Source organism: Planktothrix prolifica NIVA-CYA 540 (assembly GCF_963864145.1).
Lineage (GTDB): Bacteria > Cyanobacteriota > Cyanobacteriia > Cyanobacteriales > Microcoleaceae > Planktothrix > Planktothrix agardhii.
In genome coordinates this window covers 4,367,852-4,385,588 of record NZ_CAWLTW010000001.1, presented here as the reverse complement: position 1 = coordinate 4,385,588, position 17,737 = coordinate 4,367,852, and the positions used below count along the sequence as shown (strand labels likewise).

Genomic DNA, 17,737 nt, shown 5'->3' with positions numbered 1-17,737 from the left:
ACATTGAATGGTGAGACTTAGATAAGTTTAATCAAGTTTTGTATAGCAGTTTAACTATGAGTCAAACATCTGAGATCAAGTCCCCTCAACCCTCACAGCCAGAATTAAAACCCCAACTCAAAGCGGTTTTAGGTTATTTGGATGTGCAACTCGAATCAGAATTAACCCGTTATCGGCGTCATCGACGACGCACAAAACAAACCACAACCGACCCCAGTGGACAAACCAACCCGCAGTTTCAACAAGCGACTGATGTTGTAACTGTAGCCATGAATGACACCGCAGCATCGGAGGGAAAGCTGTTTGAGCCCCAAACTCAACCTTCGGGTTGGGAAACCGTAGTTCCAGCAAAATCTGCACCTTTGGCCATTGCGGCTCAACCGTCATCGACAACACCTCCTCAAACCAATGGGGCTGAACCTGCGGTCAGTTTTAGCTTAAAGTCACCCGTCCCAACTGCGACTTCATCGGATGGATATTTAGAATCGACAGAAGCCCTAATTAAAAGTATAGAAGAACGGCGCCCTAACCCCCAGGAAAACCGGGGTTTGATGGCCAGTCTCTTAACGCCCCTGGGCATTGCTTCAATGTTTATGTTTTTGTTATCCTGTACCGCCTTAAGCTATGTAATCTCGTCTCCCTCTGGTCGTACTAGCTTGGGTTTGGATCGGTTTTTTCCTACTCCAACGGCTAACCATGCTCCTGCTACCCCCCCAACCCTAGCCACAACAGAAACATCTCTCCCTCCGACGGACTCCCTCTCCCCTAATTTAGCGGCCAAGGAATTTGTTAACTTGGATTTGGATACCTTGAGCCATATTAATCCGAATCAGAATCCGGTTCCGCTCCCTTCTGTCCCTGCCCAATTACCCCCAAGTCCAGCCACAACCTTACCTGCACCCTCAAATAACCTAACATCCCCGAATGATCCGGGTTTGAATAATCTGACTCAGGAATTATTACCCAAAAAACCTGTAACTCCTGCTGTTACACCTCCTCCAGTGTCGGGACAGGGAACCAATGCCTCAACGGTTCAACCCGGGGGCGGTGCAGTTCCTAGAGTTGCGACGGCGGCGAGTCCGGCTAGACCGACTGAACCGATAAAATCCGGGGACGGATATTATTATGTTGTGCTGGATTATAGTGGCGATCGCTCCTTTGAACAGGCGAAAGAAGTGGTTCCTGATGCTTATATTGCGGAGTTCAAAACGGGTAAAAAAATTCAATTGGGTGCTTTAACCGACGCCGCCGGGGCTAAACGCCTACGGGAACAGTTGCAAGTTCAAGGGATTGCGGCCTATTACGATGTTCCTAAGCCTTAACTTACCCCTAATTGTTTCAGATTATGGGCTGCATTTTTTAGCTCTTGGGTTTCCAATTTAGTTTGGCTAATTCCAATAACTGTTTGTTGAGCGCCGTTGTTAATAGAATTCATCGCCGATATCACTTCTTCAATGGCAAGAACTTGTTGTTTTGAAGTTAAATAAATTTGTTGGGAACTTAAAGAAACTTGATCCATTGCTACGGTAACTTTACTAAAAATTGCGGTGGTTTCTTCGGTAATTTTTAAATTTTGCTGGACGGTATGTTTGCCATCGACCGCCGCGATCACTGTACTTTTCACTGCTTTTTCAATTTGATCAATTAATTGATTAATTTTTTGGGCAGATTTATGGGTTTGGTCGGCGAGTTTACGAATTTCTAAAGCCACAACATTAAACCCTAAACCATGCTCTCCGGCTCTAACAGCTTCAATCGAGGCATTCAGGGCTAACATATTAGTTTGATTGGCAATATCACCGACTAGGTTGCTAATACTATTAATTTGTTGGGCTTGTTCATTCAGCGTCATAATTTGGCTAGAAATTTCACTCACTTTTTGGTCTAAAGTTACCATCCCTGACATGGTTTTAGAAACAGCATTAGCCCCATCCTGAGATAAACTTAAGACCTGTTTAGTAATTTTGGCTGCGGTTTCAGCTTGTTGGGTTGCTTGACGAGAAGTTTGCCCTAATTCATCCATTGTGGTTGTGGTTTGATTCACAGATGCCGCTTGTAAAGCTACAATTCTTTCCTGTTCTTCAATGGTAGCCGCAATTTCGGAGGAAGAATTGACAACGGTATTGACTAATCCTTTTAGACTTTGACTAATGGGACGGGCGATCGCTATACTTAAAATAATCCCTAAACTTAGGGCTATTAAAGGCCCAAATATCATAGCTAAAACGCTAAAGTTTTGACTGTTTTCAATGGTTTTATCTGCTTGAATTTTAGATGATTCTGCTATATGTTGATTTTCTTGAATCACTTTTGCTAAACTTTGAGATGTGGCGTATAAAATAGGTTGATTAATAGAGCGATCTTGAATATTTAATTTTGATAAAAATAGAGATGCTTGGCGGGCTATTTGCATTTCTGGGGAATTTTGTTGACCTGTTTTCCATAATTTAATTTGAGTTTGATAGGGGTATATAACTCCAATTTTTTGAAATTCATTATAAAGATTCATAAAAACTTTTTGTTGTTTTTCCCATTGCTGCCATCTTAACTTAAATTGCTTCCACAGTTGATCTTCTTTCTCTGTCCGAGGCAGTTTTTCATATTCTAAAAAACCCGTATTGATTAAATTAAAATTTTCTTGAATTTGTGCCAGAGTAATTTCCCTATTGTCACCTCCTATACAGTTATTTAAAAGACAAGATTGTTTAGAATCAATATTTCTTAATCCTTGATCAATCTTTGCTAAACCCAAAATTGAAGGTAATCTGACTACGCTAATTTCATTGAGTTCCTGGCTTAAATTTAATGTTACTTGCCATCCCAGAAAGGCAACAAAAAATACAATTAATCCCATTAAAATAAAGGCATTAATCATTTTTAATTGTAACTCACCTTGTTTAAAAAATTTAATTATTTTTTTCATGATTCATTGTCCTTAAATTCGATTGGTTTTTATTGAAGTTATAAACAAAACTAGCATCAAAAATTTGTTCTATATTAACAGATTTTGTCAGCAATTTATTTTTTTGTAAAAACTGATATATTTTGTCGGCTGCATAGGGTAAAGAGGTAAAATTTTCTCCCCTTTCAAAAGCAGTTAAATTTTCTGATAAGCCTTTTATGGGAATTTTGGACTGATAATCTTTTAGATCTTGAACAGTTAACCCAGCAGTATAACCAATAATTTGCCGAGATAAATCTGGATTTTTTTGAATAAATTCAACGGTATCAAACCAAGTATTGACGAGAGCTTGCACGACTTGAGGATGGGTTTCCATAAATTTACGAGTTACCACTAAATGATCAGAAACAGCCCCAGGGAAATCTTGAGATGTTAATATGATTTGACTTCCAGAACGATTCATAGCTTGCTTAGAAAAAGGAATATAGGTGCTGATAGCATCCACTTCTTCCTCAACAAAAAGGGCAACATTAGTGATTAAATCCTGATTAACCGCTTGAATATCCGATAGCTTTAATCCATACTTTTCTAAGGCTAGTAGGAGTAAAAAACTCCCCACAGATCCCGATTCAAAAGCAACTTTTTTCCCTTTAAATTCCCGAATAGTCTGAATTCCTGGTGCGGCAATAATTTGATCTCCTCCTGTAGACCAATCTGTTAGAGCTACAATCACTTGATCAACTTGTGAATCTGTCCCCATAATATAAATTGTATCATATAAAGTCTGGCAATTTGCATCTAATTGCCCCGAGGCTAAGTTAGTTAATCCGGTGGTATAAGCAGAAAATTGTAAGTCAACATCCAGATTGTTTTTCTTGAAAATTTCTTGCTCGGCAGCAATTTGCCAAACGGCACATCCCGGCCAATTACTAAAACCCAGGCGCAGAGTAGAAACAGGCACTTCTGTTGTTAACTCTGGCTGCAATACCTGACAGCTTACAATTACAAATAAACTGATTAAAACTAGGCTAAAATAAATTAAATATTGATGCTTCTTCATACTTTTTTGCTGATACTTGCTGAGTAAAATAGATTAAAATTTTACTTGTAACTATTATATCTTAATTAAAAATAATTTCCAGAAACTTAATATTTCTGTAGTTAATAAGATCGTTAATCTTTATGGCTGACTCCTAATGTTGAGTTCCCCTGATAAGGAGTTCGGGCTAAATTTTGTAGCTTTTTGCTCAAAAATACTACCAATGCGATCGCAGATGCGTTACAATTATTAATAGATTGGAACAATATTGACAATTTTCCAAAAATTCTGTTACCTAGACCTAACTTATGTCTCTCCCCATTCGCAACGTAGCAATTATTGCCCACGTCGATCACGGCAAAACGACCCTTGTGGACGCACTTCTCAGACAATCTGGCATTTTCCGTGAAGGGGAAGAGGTTCCAGATTGCGTTATGGACTCTAATGATATTGAACGGGAACGTGGGATCACGATTTTATCTAAAAATACCGCAGTTCGCTATAAAGAGACCGTTATTAATATTATCGACACCCCTGGTCACGCCGACTTTGGGGGCGAAGTCGAACGGGTATTAGGAATGGTGGACGGTTGTATTTTAATCGTCGATGCCAACGAAGGGCCCATGCCCCAAACCCGGTTTGTGTTGAAAAAAGCCCTGGAAAAAGGACTGCGCCCGATTGTCGTGATTAATAAAATTGACCGTCATCGCGCCAGCCCCCACACCGCCGTTGATAAAGTCTTAGATTTATTCTTAGAACTCGGTGCTGATGACGACCAATGTGAATTCCCCTATCTATTTGCTTCGGGTTTAGGTGGTTTTGCCAAGCGCACCCTAGAGGATGAAAGCTCGGATATGCAGCCGATGTTTGAGTATATCCTCGAATATGTTCCGCCCCCAGTGGGAAACCCGGAAAAATCCTTGCAAATGCAGGTCACAACCCTGGATTATTCTGAATATGTCGGGCGCATTGTGATTGGAAAAATCCATAATGGCGTGATTAAAACCGGACAACTAGCCTCATTAATTAAGGAAGATGGCAGTATTGTTAAAAGCAAAATCTCTAAATTAATGGGATTTGAAGGCTTAAAACGGATTGAACTGCAAGAAGCATCGGCGGGAAATATTGTGGCGGTGGCTGGGTTTAGTGATGCCAATATTGGCGAAACTATTACCTGTCCCAACGACCCCCAAGCCTTACCATTAATTAAAGTCGATGAACCGACCTTACAAATGACTTTCTCGGTGAATGACTCGCCCTTTGCTGGACAGGAAGGCAAGTTAGTGACTTCGCGGCAAGTGCGCGATCGCTTAATGCGAGAATTAGAAACTAACGTCGCCCTGCGGGTGGAAGAAACCGACTCCCCCGATAAGTTCTTGGTATCGGGACGGGGGGAACTGCACCTAGGGATTTTGATTGAAAATATGCGTCGGGAAGGTTACGAATTCCAGGTATCCCAACCCCAGGTAATTTACCGCGAAGTCAATAGCCAACCCTATGAACCCTTTGAATATCTGGTGTTAGATGTGCCTGAAGATGGCGTGGGTAGCTGTATTGAACGATTGGGTCAACGGCGGGCAGAAATGCAGGATATGTTAGTTGGTGGTAATGGCCGAACTCAGTTAGATTTTGTTGTGCCTGCCCGGGGTTTAATTGGGTTCCGAGGGGAATTCATGCGGATGACTCGCGGGGAAGGGATTATGAACCATAGTTTCCTAGAATATCGCGCCCTATCTGGGGATATTGAAGCCCGTCGGAATGGGGTGTTGATTTCCTTTGAGGAAGGGTTGAGTACCTTCTATGCGATGAAAAACGCTGAAGACCGAGGGGTATTTTTTATTACGCCTGGGACTAAGGTGTACAGAGGTATGATTGTGGGTGAAAACAACCGTCCCCAAGATTTGGAACTGAATATCTGTAAAACCAAACAATTGACTAACCATCGGGCGGCCGGGGCGGATGAACTGGTGCAGTTACAAGCCCCTATGGAGATGAGTTTGGAACGGGCGTTGGAATATATTGGCCATGATGAATTGGTGGAAGTTACTCCCCAGTCTATTCGTCTACGCAAACTCAGTAAGAAGTTAGTTAAACGTTAATCTTGTCTTAACCTCGTTAAAATGTAGAGACGTGCCACGGCGCGTCTCTTATTGCTTGGAAGGGAAGACAGATTGCGCTTAAGCGCAACAACTATATACTTTTTTCTTAAATATGTTATAGTACCGATAACAAAAATCAATCTTAACCGTTCATCTCCCCCAAATGCTCAATTAAGAGGGACGCATTCCGGTGTTTGAGGAAGACGGAAGTAGGGAATTTTCCCGAAGGAACGCACAACACCGTTTCACCTGAAATTAAGGGTTTGTTGTGATGTTAGTACCTTCTTTATTTTCTTTAGCAATTTCCGTTTTTGCAGTCTTGTTCAGTCTGAGTACCAACGAAGAAATCGTTCAAGTCATGGCGAGAGGAGTTGCTGCTATCAGTTTGGTGGTCAGTTTAGCTTTAGCACATTGGTTAGTGCTGCTGATTTTATCAGTCCCCGTTATCGGTGCTAAATTGGTCAAAAATGCTGGATAAATACCAAAAATCCCTGTTTGGTTTTCAGGGTGCAAAAATCCACAGCCAACTCAATATTAATCTATTATACCCCGCATCATTACCCAGTAACCAACGCGGGGTTTTTATTTTTCTGTTCCCCATTCCCGATCACGGATTTAAGCGGATTAACACAGATGAAAATCCGTGAAATCCGTGAAATCCTCTTAAATCCGTGATCCCTGTTCCCTCAAGAATTAGGAAGATTATATTGTTCAACAATTTGTTTAGCAAAATCAGGAACATGAGTATCTAATTTCTCAGGATAATTTCGTTTAACATACAAATAATTCCGAGTAAAGTGAGAATCTATCGAAAAACGGGCATATTCTAACCCTCTAGGGCCGATTTTATCAATCACTACTCCCATTAATTTTGCTGCCCACATCGGTAAGGTGACTGCTTTATCGTATGCGGGAATACTTTGCTGCACGGCGGGTTTCCGATTTCCTTGGGCTATTACAGGTTGGGTGTCAATTAAATCTTCCACTAAGTCTAACATTTCCTGTCCGGTTTGATTTCTAACTACAATCCATTGCCAGCCAAAAGTTGCCCCCATATATCCGACAACTAAATCCGCCAAAGAGTTAACATAATCAAAACAACTCAAACAAGATGGGGCAAAAATATCCTTTAATTCCTTAGTATTTAACCCAAAAAATGGCACGGTTTCAGTAGAGCCATCCTCATGTTTAAAGTGAACTCGAAAATCCTGCATAAATTCATAATAAACAACAGTATCAGGGGATTTACTGGTGGTTTCCAGAAATTTTTGTAAACCTGCTCGGGTAACATTATCCACGCAGGGAGTTCCCAAAACATAAAGTTTTTCTAATCCTAATTCCTTCTCAACTGCCCTTAATGCTTGGATTTGACAGCCCACCCCAATTACTAACAGACGCTTCATTTTCGACTGTTCAATTTGTTCTAATACCGATAAATTTGGGGATAATGTAGGTTTATTAACCTTAGCTGCTAAAATTTCTTCTGGAGTTCTAGCAATCACGGGTTGAGGTTGAAAACGATCTTCTTTGCTATTCTGAACACAAACCACACCTTCCACTAACCCACGGTTAAGCATTTCAATAGCAATGGTACTTACAATTCCCGTCCATTGGGCGCCCTCGATAGGTTCTTTTTTTCGAGCTTGCATCATATCTTGATGCACCCCAAAATAGACATCATCCCAATTATCTAAATTGCGGCGACGTCCATGAGCTTCTGTTTCTAATTCGGCAATTTGTTGATTCAGAAACGCACAGGCTTCTTTAACATAATGAATATAATAGGTATCGCACAGACCGCACTCGCTACAGAGTTCTTTCGCCGGGCGACGACTCCCGGGTTTCATACCTTTAGCTTTGAGATGTTTGGCGGGCTCTTGTAGTGAAGTCATAAGAAAAGGGTGGGAGTGTGGAAACTCAGTGTCTTCAGACCTGAGAGGAAACACGACACAGGGGAATTTATTCCCCTTGAAATATTAGTTTACCAAATGGTGCGGATCTTCAATATATTTTTTAACAGTTTCACTGTAGTTGATTACCATAAAGATGTCAACAAAGTCTTGATGGTCGAGTCAATGACTAAAACAATTAAAAAAATGGGAGTGTAGCAAATTTTACATTGTTTTCGCCATCGGGCAATCCGAACTATTTTAGTCCTATTTTGTTTAGGGGGAATGGTACGATTATTTCCCTATTTTATTCCTATTCATGCAGCAGATATTCAACAAAAAGATGTAGCTTTTGAATTTAGCGATCGCAATAATTTACCATTAGGAACAATTTTAAGTTCCGATCAAAATCATACTGCAATTGTGCCTTTAAGTCAAGTTTCACCCCATTTTATTCAAGGAATTATTGCCGCCGAAGATAAACGCTATTATCAACATGGGGCGGTTGATTCCGTTGCCCTGATTCGTTCTATTTTAGAAGCCTTTCAAGCCAAGAAAATTGTTAGCGGTGCGTCTACTATTACCATGCAATTAGCGAGATTATTAGAACCCGCACCTCGAACATTGTCAAATAAATTTGGCGAAATTTGGTTATCTTGGCGACTCACCGCCGGAATGAATCAACAGGAAATATTAGAAAATTATATTAATCGTTTACCAATGGGAGGTAATTTATATGGCGTTGAAGCAGCAGCAAAAACCTATTTTAATACTTCTGCATCGGAGTTGAATTTAGCCCAAGCAAGTCTATTAGCCGCCCTTCCCAATGACCCCACAGACCTAAATCCTTATTATAATTTATCCTCCTTAAAAAAACGTCAAAATTATGTATTAAAAAGAATGGTTGAAGATGGATATATTACCACTATTCAAGCGGAACGCGCCTATGAAGAAAAGTTACAATTCCAACCCCAACAACAAGGAATTATCGCCGCCCCCCATTTTCTATTTTGGCTAACCGAAAAGTTAACAAATTCCATCCCTCCTTCCCCGATTAATCAGGGGAGTATTTATCCAGAAATAACCCCTAATTCTCCCCCCATTAATAAGGGAGGGCTGGGGGGGGTCAGAGAGTCAACCTATAAAATTAAAACCACAATAGATCGCCCGTTACAACAATTTATTGAAGCCCAAATTCAACAAATTATTATCAGTTTAAAAGATCATAATGTTCATCATGCTGCGGCTTTAGTTATTGATAATCATACCGGGGAAGTATTGGCTTATGTGGGTTCTCCCGATTATTTTAATACCGATAAATTCGGGCGAAATGATGGTGTTCAAGCCTTACGACAACCCGGATCAACCTTAAAACCATTTTTATATGAATTAGCCTTATCAAAAGCCATTATTAAACCCCATACAATATTAGCAGATGTTCCTAGTTATTACGCAATTCCAGGGGCAAAACTCTACAGTCCAACGGACTACAGCGAAACATTTTTAGGCCCGGTGCGGGTACGGGTAGCGTTGGCAAACTCTTTAAATGTTCCCGCAGTCAAAGTATTAGAAAAAGTCACTGTTACCGTATTTTTAGAACGATTAAAACAATTAGGATTTCAACATTTAACTCATACTCCTGATTATTATGGTTTAGGATTAACTTTAGGGAGTGGAGAAGTCAGTTTATGGGAATTAGCCCAGGCTTATTTAATTATGGCAAATCAAGGTAAAATAATCACACCTAATGTGATCATAAATCAAGCTAGAAATATCAAAAATTCTGCACTTTCTATTGATGCTCCTGTCACTTGGCAATTAATCACAAATATGTTAAGTGATGCCCATGCAAGATCCCATTCTTTTGGGATTGATTCTGTCTTGAATTTACCCTTTCCAGTTGCAGTTAAAACCGGAACTTCTTCCAATTATCGAGATACTTGGACAGTGGGTTTTACCACAGATTATACCGTAGCAACTTGGGTAGGAAATTTTGACGGTCAAGGTATGGAAAATGTATCTGGAGTGACGGGTGCTGCACCATTATGGAATCGAATTTTATTGCATTTACACGAAACAAAAGAACCTGCTAATTTTCCCGCCCCAGAAGGGTTAATTCAGTTACCGATTTGTGCAACTACCGGGTTACGTCCGACCAAAGATTGTTCCGGTGGAATAGTATTAGAATATTTTGATCCCAAAGCTATCGCCGAATATGAGAAAAAATCTCCTAAATCAGTTTTAAATTCCGAATATAATGAATGGTTATCTCGACAATCTCATCCTCAATTAACCCAAAATCAGTTAAAAATTATTTCTCCTCAAGTTAATGATTATTTTGTGATTAATTCAGAAAAAACTGCTAAATTAGAATTTAAAATTACTGGTAATTCTCAACAGTCGGTGGAATGGTGGTTAAATGGAGAAAAATTAAATTCTCAGTCTGATAATTCTCTGTTTTGGCAATTACAACCTGGACAATGGACATTAACAGTTAAACAAGGTACTCAACAGGATAGTGTTCAATTTCAAGTGCAAAAAGCCGATAAAAAACCCTATCGTCGGGGTTTCTCGGTTGTAAATTAGAAACCGGGTTTCTGTTTCCAAATCCTTTATTTTTCAATAGCAGGTCGAACTAAAATAACTGTACATTGACAGTTTTTAGCGATCGCTTCTGGAATATTACCTTGAATTGCTTGTCGTAACATTCCCTCTCGACTTGCCCCTAATACAATCACATCACATTGATCTTTATCCGCTAAATCAATCACCGCTTCTGATACGGAATTAGAACAAACATTACTAAAAATTACCTCCGTATTTAAACGATGACTTAAATTTTCCGAATCTTGGTTAAAATCTCTAATTTCCTCTGTAGAAATCATACTTTTAACTACTCTAAAAAGACAAATTTTTGGAGACAAACTTAACTTAATTAATGCAGGTAAAAGCTGCACCGAAACTGAATTTTCCAGGGTGTCCCTAACGGGAACTAACCAACGATGCCAAGCCGAAACCGGGCAAGTATTAGGATCGGAATTAGTATTAGTTTGAGGGTCGTGAGGCGTTTGATTTTGACCCCATTTTATCAACATAACTTGGCAGGGAACTAGACGAATAACCGCATCCATCACATTGCCAAAAATCCGATCTGGTGCTGATATATCCCCATGCCAACCCATTAATAATAAATCAATATGTTCCTCTTGAGTTGTTTCTAAAATCGCTTGGGCAACATCATGGGCAACTCGAATTTGAGTATGAACAGAAATCTTTAAATTCTGTCCTAAACGTTCCGCTTGTTGTAATAAACGCCGACTTTTTGTTAATCGAACAGAGGTTTCTGAAGGAGAGTTACTATAGGGAATAGTAATCACTGTGATACATTCTAATTCATAATTGCGTTCCTGGGCGATCGCCACGGCAACTTTTAATAATGCCGGGGCAGTTTGGGGGTTATATAATGATACTAATAAACGCCCATTTCCGGTTTGTGGCCCCCTAGTTTGATAGGCAATATAAGAAGATTCATGATGTCGCCCGACTTGGGTTGTTTCCCCATTAATTTGCCCTAATTCCGCTCGAATAATATCACTGCGAGTAATAATTCCCACTAAATGATGATGTTCTATAACGGGTAAACGACTTAATTTATAATGACCTAATAAATATAAAACATGAGTTAAATTATCATCGGGATTAACAGTAATTGGTTGAGTAGTCATTAACTGATTAATCGGAGTATGATCAGGTAATTGACGATTACTAATTTGGGCTAAATCAGTTTGGGTAATAATTCCGACTAATTTGCCATTTTCAACTACAGGAAATCCGCGATGATGGGATTTTGCAAAGGCTTCAATCACCTGTTCTAAAGTCAAATTACCTGCTAAGGTTTCGACATTTCTTTGCATAACATTAGCTGCGCGTAAATTCTCCAATGCCCCATCAATTGGGTGATCGGATTTGAGTTCAATTCCACTCAATTTTAATAACTGATCATAGAGAGATTCAGGATCGATTTTTTCCGCAATTAAATATGCTACAATAGAAGAAATCATTAATGGTAAAACTAACCCGAAATCCGTTGTAATTTCAAACACAATTACAACAGCCGTCATCGGTGTTCGCGCCACAGCACAGAAAAAAGCCCCCATTCCCGCAAAGGCAAAAATAGTGGGTTGGTCAATTCCTAACATTAATTCGGATTCCCAGGTTCCGACTAAATGACCTAACGCCGAACCCAATACTAAAGAAGGGGCAAATAGTCCCCCAGGTGCGCCGGAACTGGCTGCAATTATAGTTAGAATAAAATGAGCCGTAAATACTAAAGCACTGGTTTCCCAAGACAATTCCCCACTTAAAATTAATTGCCTAATTCCGGTATTATTCCTAAAGGAAAGGGGTAATAATGATACGATTAAACCTGATAATAACCCGGCAACTGCCATGCGCTGAGGTAATCCCCAACGTAATACTCGGCGGTTAAATTTTGACCCGGAAATAATACTCCGACTAAAAATTGCTCCTAAAACTCCCGCTAAAATTCCTAATAGAATAAATAACGGAATTTCTCTGGCATAAAGTAATCGATCATGTACGGTTTCTAATATAATAGTTTTTGTGGCGCTATCACTAAATTCTTGACCCCCTAATAAACGGGAAACCACCGCACCAATAAAAGAGGCAATAATCGCCGGGCCGAGGGTAATTCCTGACACATCATGCAGCAGTTCTTCTACTACAAATAAAACCCCGGCGATGGGTGCATTAAATCCAGCAGCTAATCCGGCGGCGGCACCACAAGCGATTAATTGACGTCGATAATTCGGAGAAGTGGGAACCCAACGACTAATCCAAGCAGCTAAAGCGGCACCAATTTGGACAGTCGGCCCCTGACGTCCTAAAGTTAACCCAGAACCCATCGTAAACATCGTGCCAATAAGTTTAGCAAATGCCACTCGAAAGTCAAGGGAAATCGGTTCTCCCGCCAATGCTGCTTTTACTTGTGGAATCCCACTTCCGGCGGTTTCTGGTGCTAATCTTTCTACTAAAAAACCCGTTAATAAACCCCCGATTAATCCAATGATGGGAAGCAATATCCAAGCGGGAATCGCAGAATTTAAGGATGTGGAAATTCGTAAAGAACCTAACCAACCCGCACCTTCTTTTAATATAAATGCGGCTAAACCGGAGACTAAACCAATTAAACCCGCTTCAATAATGGCAAAACGTTTCGGGGTCGTGGGTGATAAAATTTTGGAGAACAGAACAGAAACTTCTCTGGAGATAGAGATGCGCCACATAATCAGTCATCAGTTAACAGTCATCAGTTAACAGTGTAAGAGGTATAGCAACCGCCAAGGCAGTTAGGACACCAGACGGATATTGGAACCCAGACGGTGAAGTATTTTCCCCCGGTGTTCCCTCCCTCCCTAGCCCCCCGTGCACGGGGGGTTGGGGGGCTGTTCCCTGCTATATCAGTCAACAGTCAACAGTCAACAGTTATCAGTGTAAGAGGTATCAGTCATCAGTTAACAGTAAAGAGTTCATTGTTAATACTTGTAGGCTGAAAACAGTTAACTGTAAACTTCTTAACTGATAACTGTTAACTGTTAACTGATGACTGATTTAACGACCCGTTGAATCACATCATCAATTGTTAAATTGTCCGTTTGAATTTCCATCGCATCAGCGGCTTTTCTCAAGGGTGAAATAACTCGATTACTGTCAAGCCGATCGCGCTCGGCAATATCCTGTTCTAATTGTTCCTGAGTAATTTCCGTTTTCCCTTGACTATGCAGTTCTAATAATCTCCGTTTTGCCCGCTCTTGTACAGATGCAGTTAGGAAAATTTTTAATTCGGCATCGGGGAATACCGTTGTGCCAATATCCCGACCTTCAGCAACAATTCCACCTTGATTCCCAAACGCCTGTTGCTGTTTAACCAAAGCCTGACGCACAGCCCATTGAGCCGCGATCGCCGATACCTGGGCCGTCACTTCCAAGGATCGAATCGCTTCAGTCACATCCTGACCATTAATCAGGGTTCTGGGTTGTTCTCTGTCGGGGATCAATTCAATCCGACATTGACTGACAATTTCAGCTATAGCAACTTCATCCTCCACCGCAATTCCAGACTGTAACACCAACCAAGTCACGGCCCGATACATGGCCCCGGTATCTAAATATAACAATCCCAAAGCCTGGGCAATTTTGCGGGTAACGGTAGATTTCCCGGCTCCGGCTGGGCCATCAATGGCAATAATCGGTTGACGACGGTGCAGAATCAGATTATCAATTAAACGAGTTTGTCCCACACGAGCCGCGATCGCTAATAACCCCTTGGTTTCCACTGTAGCTAAGGGAATTAAAGTTTGGGGTTCCACTAAATCAATATATTCTACCTGTACCTCCGGTTCCGTCTCCAATTCAGTTTGGACAAAGGTTTTAATCTCCGTAGCAGAATTACAACCTTTGTGGAAATATTCTTGGCCACGACGTAGCGCCCGATATAAAACCGTTGCTTGTTGTTGTTCCGATGAAGTTAAATATTGATTCCGAGAACTATAGGCCAATCCCGACGACTCCCGCACAATTGGACAGGGAATAATCTCAATTGGCAAATTCAAATCCTGAACCAGACCTTGAATAATCGCCACCTGTTGAGCATCTTTTTGTCCAAAATAGGCCCGATCCGGTTGAACTAAATTCAATAATTTGGTCACAACCGTCGCCACCCCTGGAAAATGTCCGGGGCGAGATTTTCCGCATAATCCTGACATGATTGATGTAGGAGGAATCACCATCGTCTGCACCGAGGATTGATACATCTCCTCTACCGACGGAGCAAATATAACATCAACTCCGGCCTGTTCACACTGCTGCAAATCCGTTTCTAACCGCCTAGGATAGTTTTGGAAATCCTCATTCGGCCCAAATTGCAGAGGATTCACAAAAATACTCACCACTACCAAACCATTCTCGGCTCTAGCCCGTTGAATTAAGCTCAGATGTCCCAAATGTAAGCCCCCCATTGTAGGAACTAGACCTACAAAATGCAGGGGATTTTGAGTTCGGTAGGAACGCAGATAACACCGCAGAGCAGCAACGCTAGTCAACAGACGAACCATAAATCAGTTATCAGTTATCAGTTATCAGTTATCAGTTTAAGAGTTATCAGTGCAAGAGTTGATTGTTAATATTTGTTAACTAAAAACTGTTAACTGATGACTGTTAACTGTTAACTGATGACTGATTACTAATTAGCAGTCAATACATCAATTTGCACGGGAGCAACTCCACTACCAATCATCCCAATTGCTTGAGCCGCTCCTTTAGATAAATCAAGTACACGACCTCCGGCATAGGGGCCACGATCATTAATCCGCACCACAACGGATTGGCCGTTATCTTTATTTGTGACTCGCACCGTCGTCCCAAAGGGTAAAGAGGGATGGGCCGCGGTTAAATCGTATTGGTTAAAGGTTTCTCCATTGGCTGTTAAGTTGCCATCAAAGCCAGGGCCATACCAAGAAGCCCAACCCTCAATCCGTCGAAACAAAAATCCCGTCGCTACGTCTGGAATCGAAAGTTTGGGTTGACCTTCAATAGTATTCAAAGGAGGAGCATTCCCAATTTGGCGTCTGAGTCTATTCGTGGCTTGTAGGGCATCCGTTGCCGTGTCATTGGTGGTATCCGGTAGAATCGTTTGCGCGTCGATGCTGACCAGTTCCTGACCGGCTGCTTCAATCAGGTAACGCTGACGTTGTGCATCCCATCGCACTTGAATCGTGCTGGCATCAAAATTATTGCGAATCAGTTGGTTAATTTCGGCTGCAACCGCAGTGGCCCTAGAAACGGGATCGGTGGCGACGGTGGGTTGGGTTGCAGGAGTTGTCGGGTTGGGTAAATAGGCCTGGTCTGAATACGACCCTACTTTGATGCGTTGAAGGGTTGGGGGTGTAATGGCTTTGGGATCGAAATTCGTGTTTTTGATAAAAGTCAGGACGGGAATATTTCTGATATAGAGGGTTGCAGCCTGTTGTTGATTCAGTTCATGGGCCTTGATTTTGGCTACGCTATCGGGTAATAAAGCTGCATTAGCTTGTTGGGATTGATATTCTCCCACTTTAATCACATCAGTAGCTTCAGAACCCGTTAGACTTTTTCCTTGAATGAGTTCAGGATTCGGGTTAGGTGCTGATATTGATTCAGCATGGCCCGAGGAGGTTAAGCTCAAAACAGGCAGAAGAATAACTGCTGTAAGACTGCCCCAAAGTTTATGTTTCATAAAATACACTCTCAAAACTGCTGGTTATCGAGTTGAAGCTTTACCCTGGTTGATATCTCCTGAATTTGGAGCCTTGAAATCAGCTAATAAAATGCTGAAAGTTTCAATCGGTGGGTTTTAAACCCAAATATCAGGTAATTCAATTCGTCAACTCACACTCGTTCCGCATTCACCTTTGTTTGGGGAACTGCAACAGACTAACATGAACTTGGAATTTTGGGGATCACGACAGATCAAGGCTTTGCGGTTTTTTTAAAAAACTAAACTGTTCAGTTTCAAGATATAACCCTGATTGATTAAAGGATGTAGAGATTCTGAAGCTATGAAAATTTTCCCAATTGAGTTTTGATTAAATTTTCTTATCAGTTGAATCAATAGCCTGGCCATCAGCACCACGAGAACCCAAAATAATCGTGCCGAAAATTGCTTAAATATCCTTTAGATAGCTAAAGGAAAGCAGAAGATGGATTATCGGGAAGCTGGTGTTGATATTCAAGCGGGTCGGGATTTTGTCGATCAGATTCGCAACCTCGTACAGAAAACCTATCGACCGGAAGTTTTAGGGGGACTCGGCGGGTTTGGGGGCTGTTTTGCCCTACCTTCGGGCTATACCGAACCCGTTTTAGTATCGGGAACCGATGGCGTGGGAACTAAGTTAAAATTAGCCACAATCCTCAACCGCCACGATACCGTAGGGATTGATTTAGTTGCCATGTGCGTGAATGATGTTCTTACCTGTGGGGCCGAACCCTTATTTTTTCTGGACTATTTAGCCACGGGAAAACTTGATCCCGACCAATTAACTCAAGTGGTGGCCGGGGTAGCCCAAGGCTGTCAACAGGCCGGATGTAGTCTCCTGGGAGGAGAAACGGCCGAAATGCCCGGATTTTATCAACCGGGGGAATATGACATGGCGGGTTTTTGTGTGGGAATTGTAGAAAAAAGCCGAATGTTGAATGGCTCTCAAGTCCAAATTGGGGATATTGCGATCGGACTGGCCAGTAGTGGGGTGCATAGTAATGGATTTAGTCTAGTTCGTAAAGTAATTAGCGATATGGGATGGGACTGGAATCAATCCCCGGACACCTTGGGGGGTAAATCTATTGCCGAGGTCTGTTTAACCCCAACTCAAATTTACGTTAAACCCGTGTTACAAGCCCTGCGTAACGGCCTAGAGATTCATGGCATGGCCCATATTACCGGAGGGGGTTTACCGGAAAACTTACCGCGCTGTCTGAGTTCGGGACAATCAATTAAGATTCATCCCGACAGTTGGCCGATTCTCCCGATTTTTCACTGGTTAGCTCAAGAGGGTGAAATTAGCTCTGTGGCGATGTTTGATACTTTTAATATGGGGATCGGTTTTGTGGTTTTGGTTCCGCCCCAACAGGCTGAAAGTACAAAAGAATGGTTTAAAACCCAAGGAATTGCCGCCTATTCTATTGGGGAAGTGGTGTCAGGAACGGGGGATTTAATCGGATTACCAACCAATTAATTGATAGAATGAAAGCCTGT

General features: G+C 41.4%; 11 protein-coding genes and 1 riboswitch. Of the genes, 5 read left to right on the top strand and 6 right to left on the bottom strand.

What is annotated here, in order from left to right; translation table 11 throughout:
- Positions 1-56: 56 nt before the first annotated feature.
- Complete coding sequence (locus AC559H_RS19295; RefSeq protein ID WP_026795235.1) at positions 57-1,322, top strand: hypothetical protein; 1,266 nt, start codon at positions 57-59, stop codon at positions 1,320-1,322.
- Here AC559H_RS19295 and AC559H_RS19290 read toward each other — a convergent pair.
- Positions 1,319-2,923: a HAMP domain-containing methyl-accepting chemotaxis protein gene (locus AC559H_RS19290; protein ID WP_036833490.1), complete on the bottom strand. Its 1,605-nt coding sequence runs from the start codon at positions 2,921-2,923 to the stop codon at positions 1,319-1,321. The genes AC559H_RS19295 and AC559H_RS19290 overlap by 4 nt on opposite strands.
- A complete protein-coding gene (locus AC559H_RS19285; protein ID WP_051319768.1) occupies positions 2,907-3,962 on the bottom strand; it encodes an aliphatic sulfonate ABC transporter substrate-binding protein in 1,056 nt (351 codons plus the stop codon). The genes AC559H_RS19290 and AC559H_RS19285 overlap by 17 nt, the downstream gene beginning before the upstream one ends.
- Positions 3,963-4,249: 287 nt before the next feature.
- Between AC559H_RS19285 and typA the strand changes: the two genes are divergently transcribed.
- Entirely contained in the window at positions 4,250-6,040 is a 1,791-nt protein-coding gene (typA, locus tag AC559H_RS19280; protein WP_026787965.1) for a translational GTPase TypA, read from the top strand.
- 145 nt (positions 6,041-6,185) lie between these two features.
- Positions 6,186-6,277: riboswitch (Glutamine riboswitch) on the top strand.
- Between the two features lie 34 nt (positions 6,278-6,311).
- Positions 6,312-6,518, top strand: a complete 207-nt coding sequence (locus AC559H_RS19275; RefSeq protein WP_026787966.1) for a hypothetical protein — start codon at positions 6,312-6,314, stop codon at positions 6,516-6,518.
- A 208-nt stretch (positions 6,519-6,726) separates the two neighbouring features.
- On the opposite strand, the gene AC559H_RS19270 is transcribed toward AC559H_RS19275, so the two are convergent.
- Positions 6,727-7,932: a Coenzyme F420 hydrogenase/dehydrogenase, beta subunit C-terminal domain gene (locus tag AC559H_RS19270; RefSeq protein ID WP_026787968.1), complete on the bottom strand. Its 1,206-nt coding sequence runs from the start codon at positions 7,930-7,932 to the stop codon at positions 6,727-6,729.
- A gap of 282 nt (positions 7,933-8,214) precedes the next feature.
- Here AC559H_RS19270 and AC559H_RS19265 point away from each other — a divergent pair, with 282 nt between their 5' ends.
- A complete protein-coding gene (locus AC559H_RS19265; RefSeq protein WP_081693737.1) occupies positions 8,215-10,515 on the top strand; it encodes a penicillin-binding protein 1C in 2,301 nt (766 codons plus the stop codon).
- A gap of 26 nt (positions 10,516-10,541) precedes the next feature.
- Here AC559H_RS19265 and AC559H_RS19260 read toward each other — a convergent pair whose 3' ends face one another.
- The 3 genes from AC559H_RS19260 to AC559H_RS19250 form a co-directional block, all read right to left on the bottom strand.
- Positions 10,542-13,235: a chloride channel protein gene (locus AC559H_RS19260; protein WP_026787971.1), complete on the bottom strand. Its 2,694-nt coding sequence runs from the start codon at positions 13,233-13,235 to the stop codon at positions 10,542-10,544.
- 309 nt (positions 13,236-13,544) lie between these two features.
- Positions 13,545-15,062, bottom strand: a complete 1,518-nt coding sequence (locus tag AC559H_RS19255) for a bifunctional pantoate--beta-alanine ligase/(d)CMP kinase (RefSeq protein ID WP_026795237.1) — start codon at positions 15,060-15,062, stop codon at positions 13,545-13,547.
- A gap of 128 nt (positions 15,063-15,190) precedes the next feature.
- Positions 15,191-16,222, bottom strand: coding sequence for a septal ring lytic transglycosylase RlpA family protein (locus tag AC559H_RS19250; RefSeq protein ID WP_026795238.1), 1,032 nt, complete (start codon positions 16,220-16,222; stop codon positions 15,191-15,193).
- 463 nt (positions 16,223-16,685) lie between these two features.
- Between AC559H_RS19250 and purM the strand changes: the two genes are divergently transcribed.
- Positions 16,686-17,717, top strand: a complete 1,032-nt coding sequence (purM, locus tag AC559H_RS19245) for a phosphoribosylformylglycinamidine cyclo-ligase (protein ID WP_026795239.1) — start codon at positions 16,686-16,688, stop codon at positions 17,715-17,717.
- The last annotated feature ends 20 nt before the right edge of the window (positions 17,718-17,737 follow it).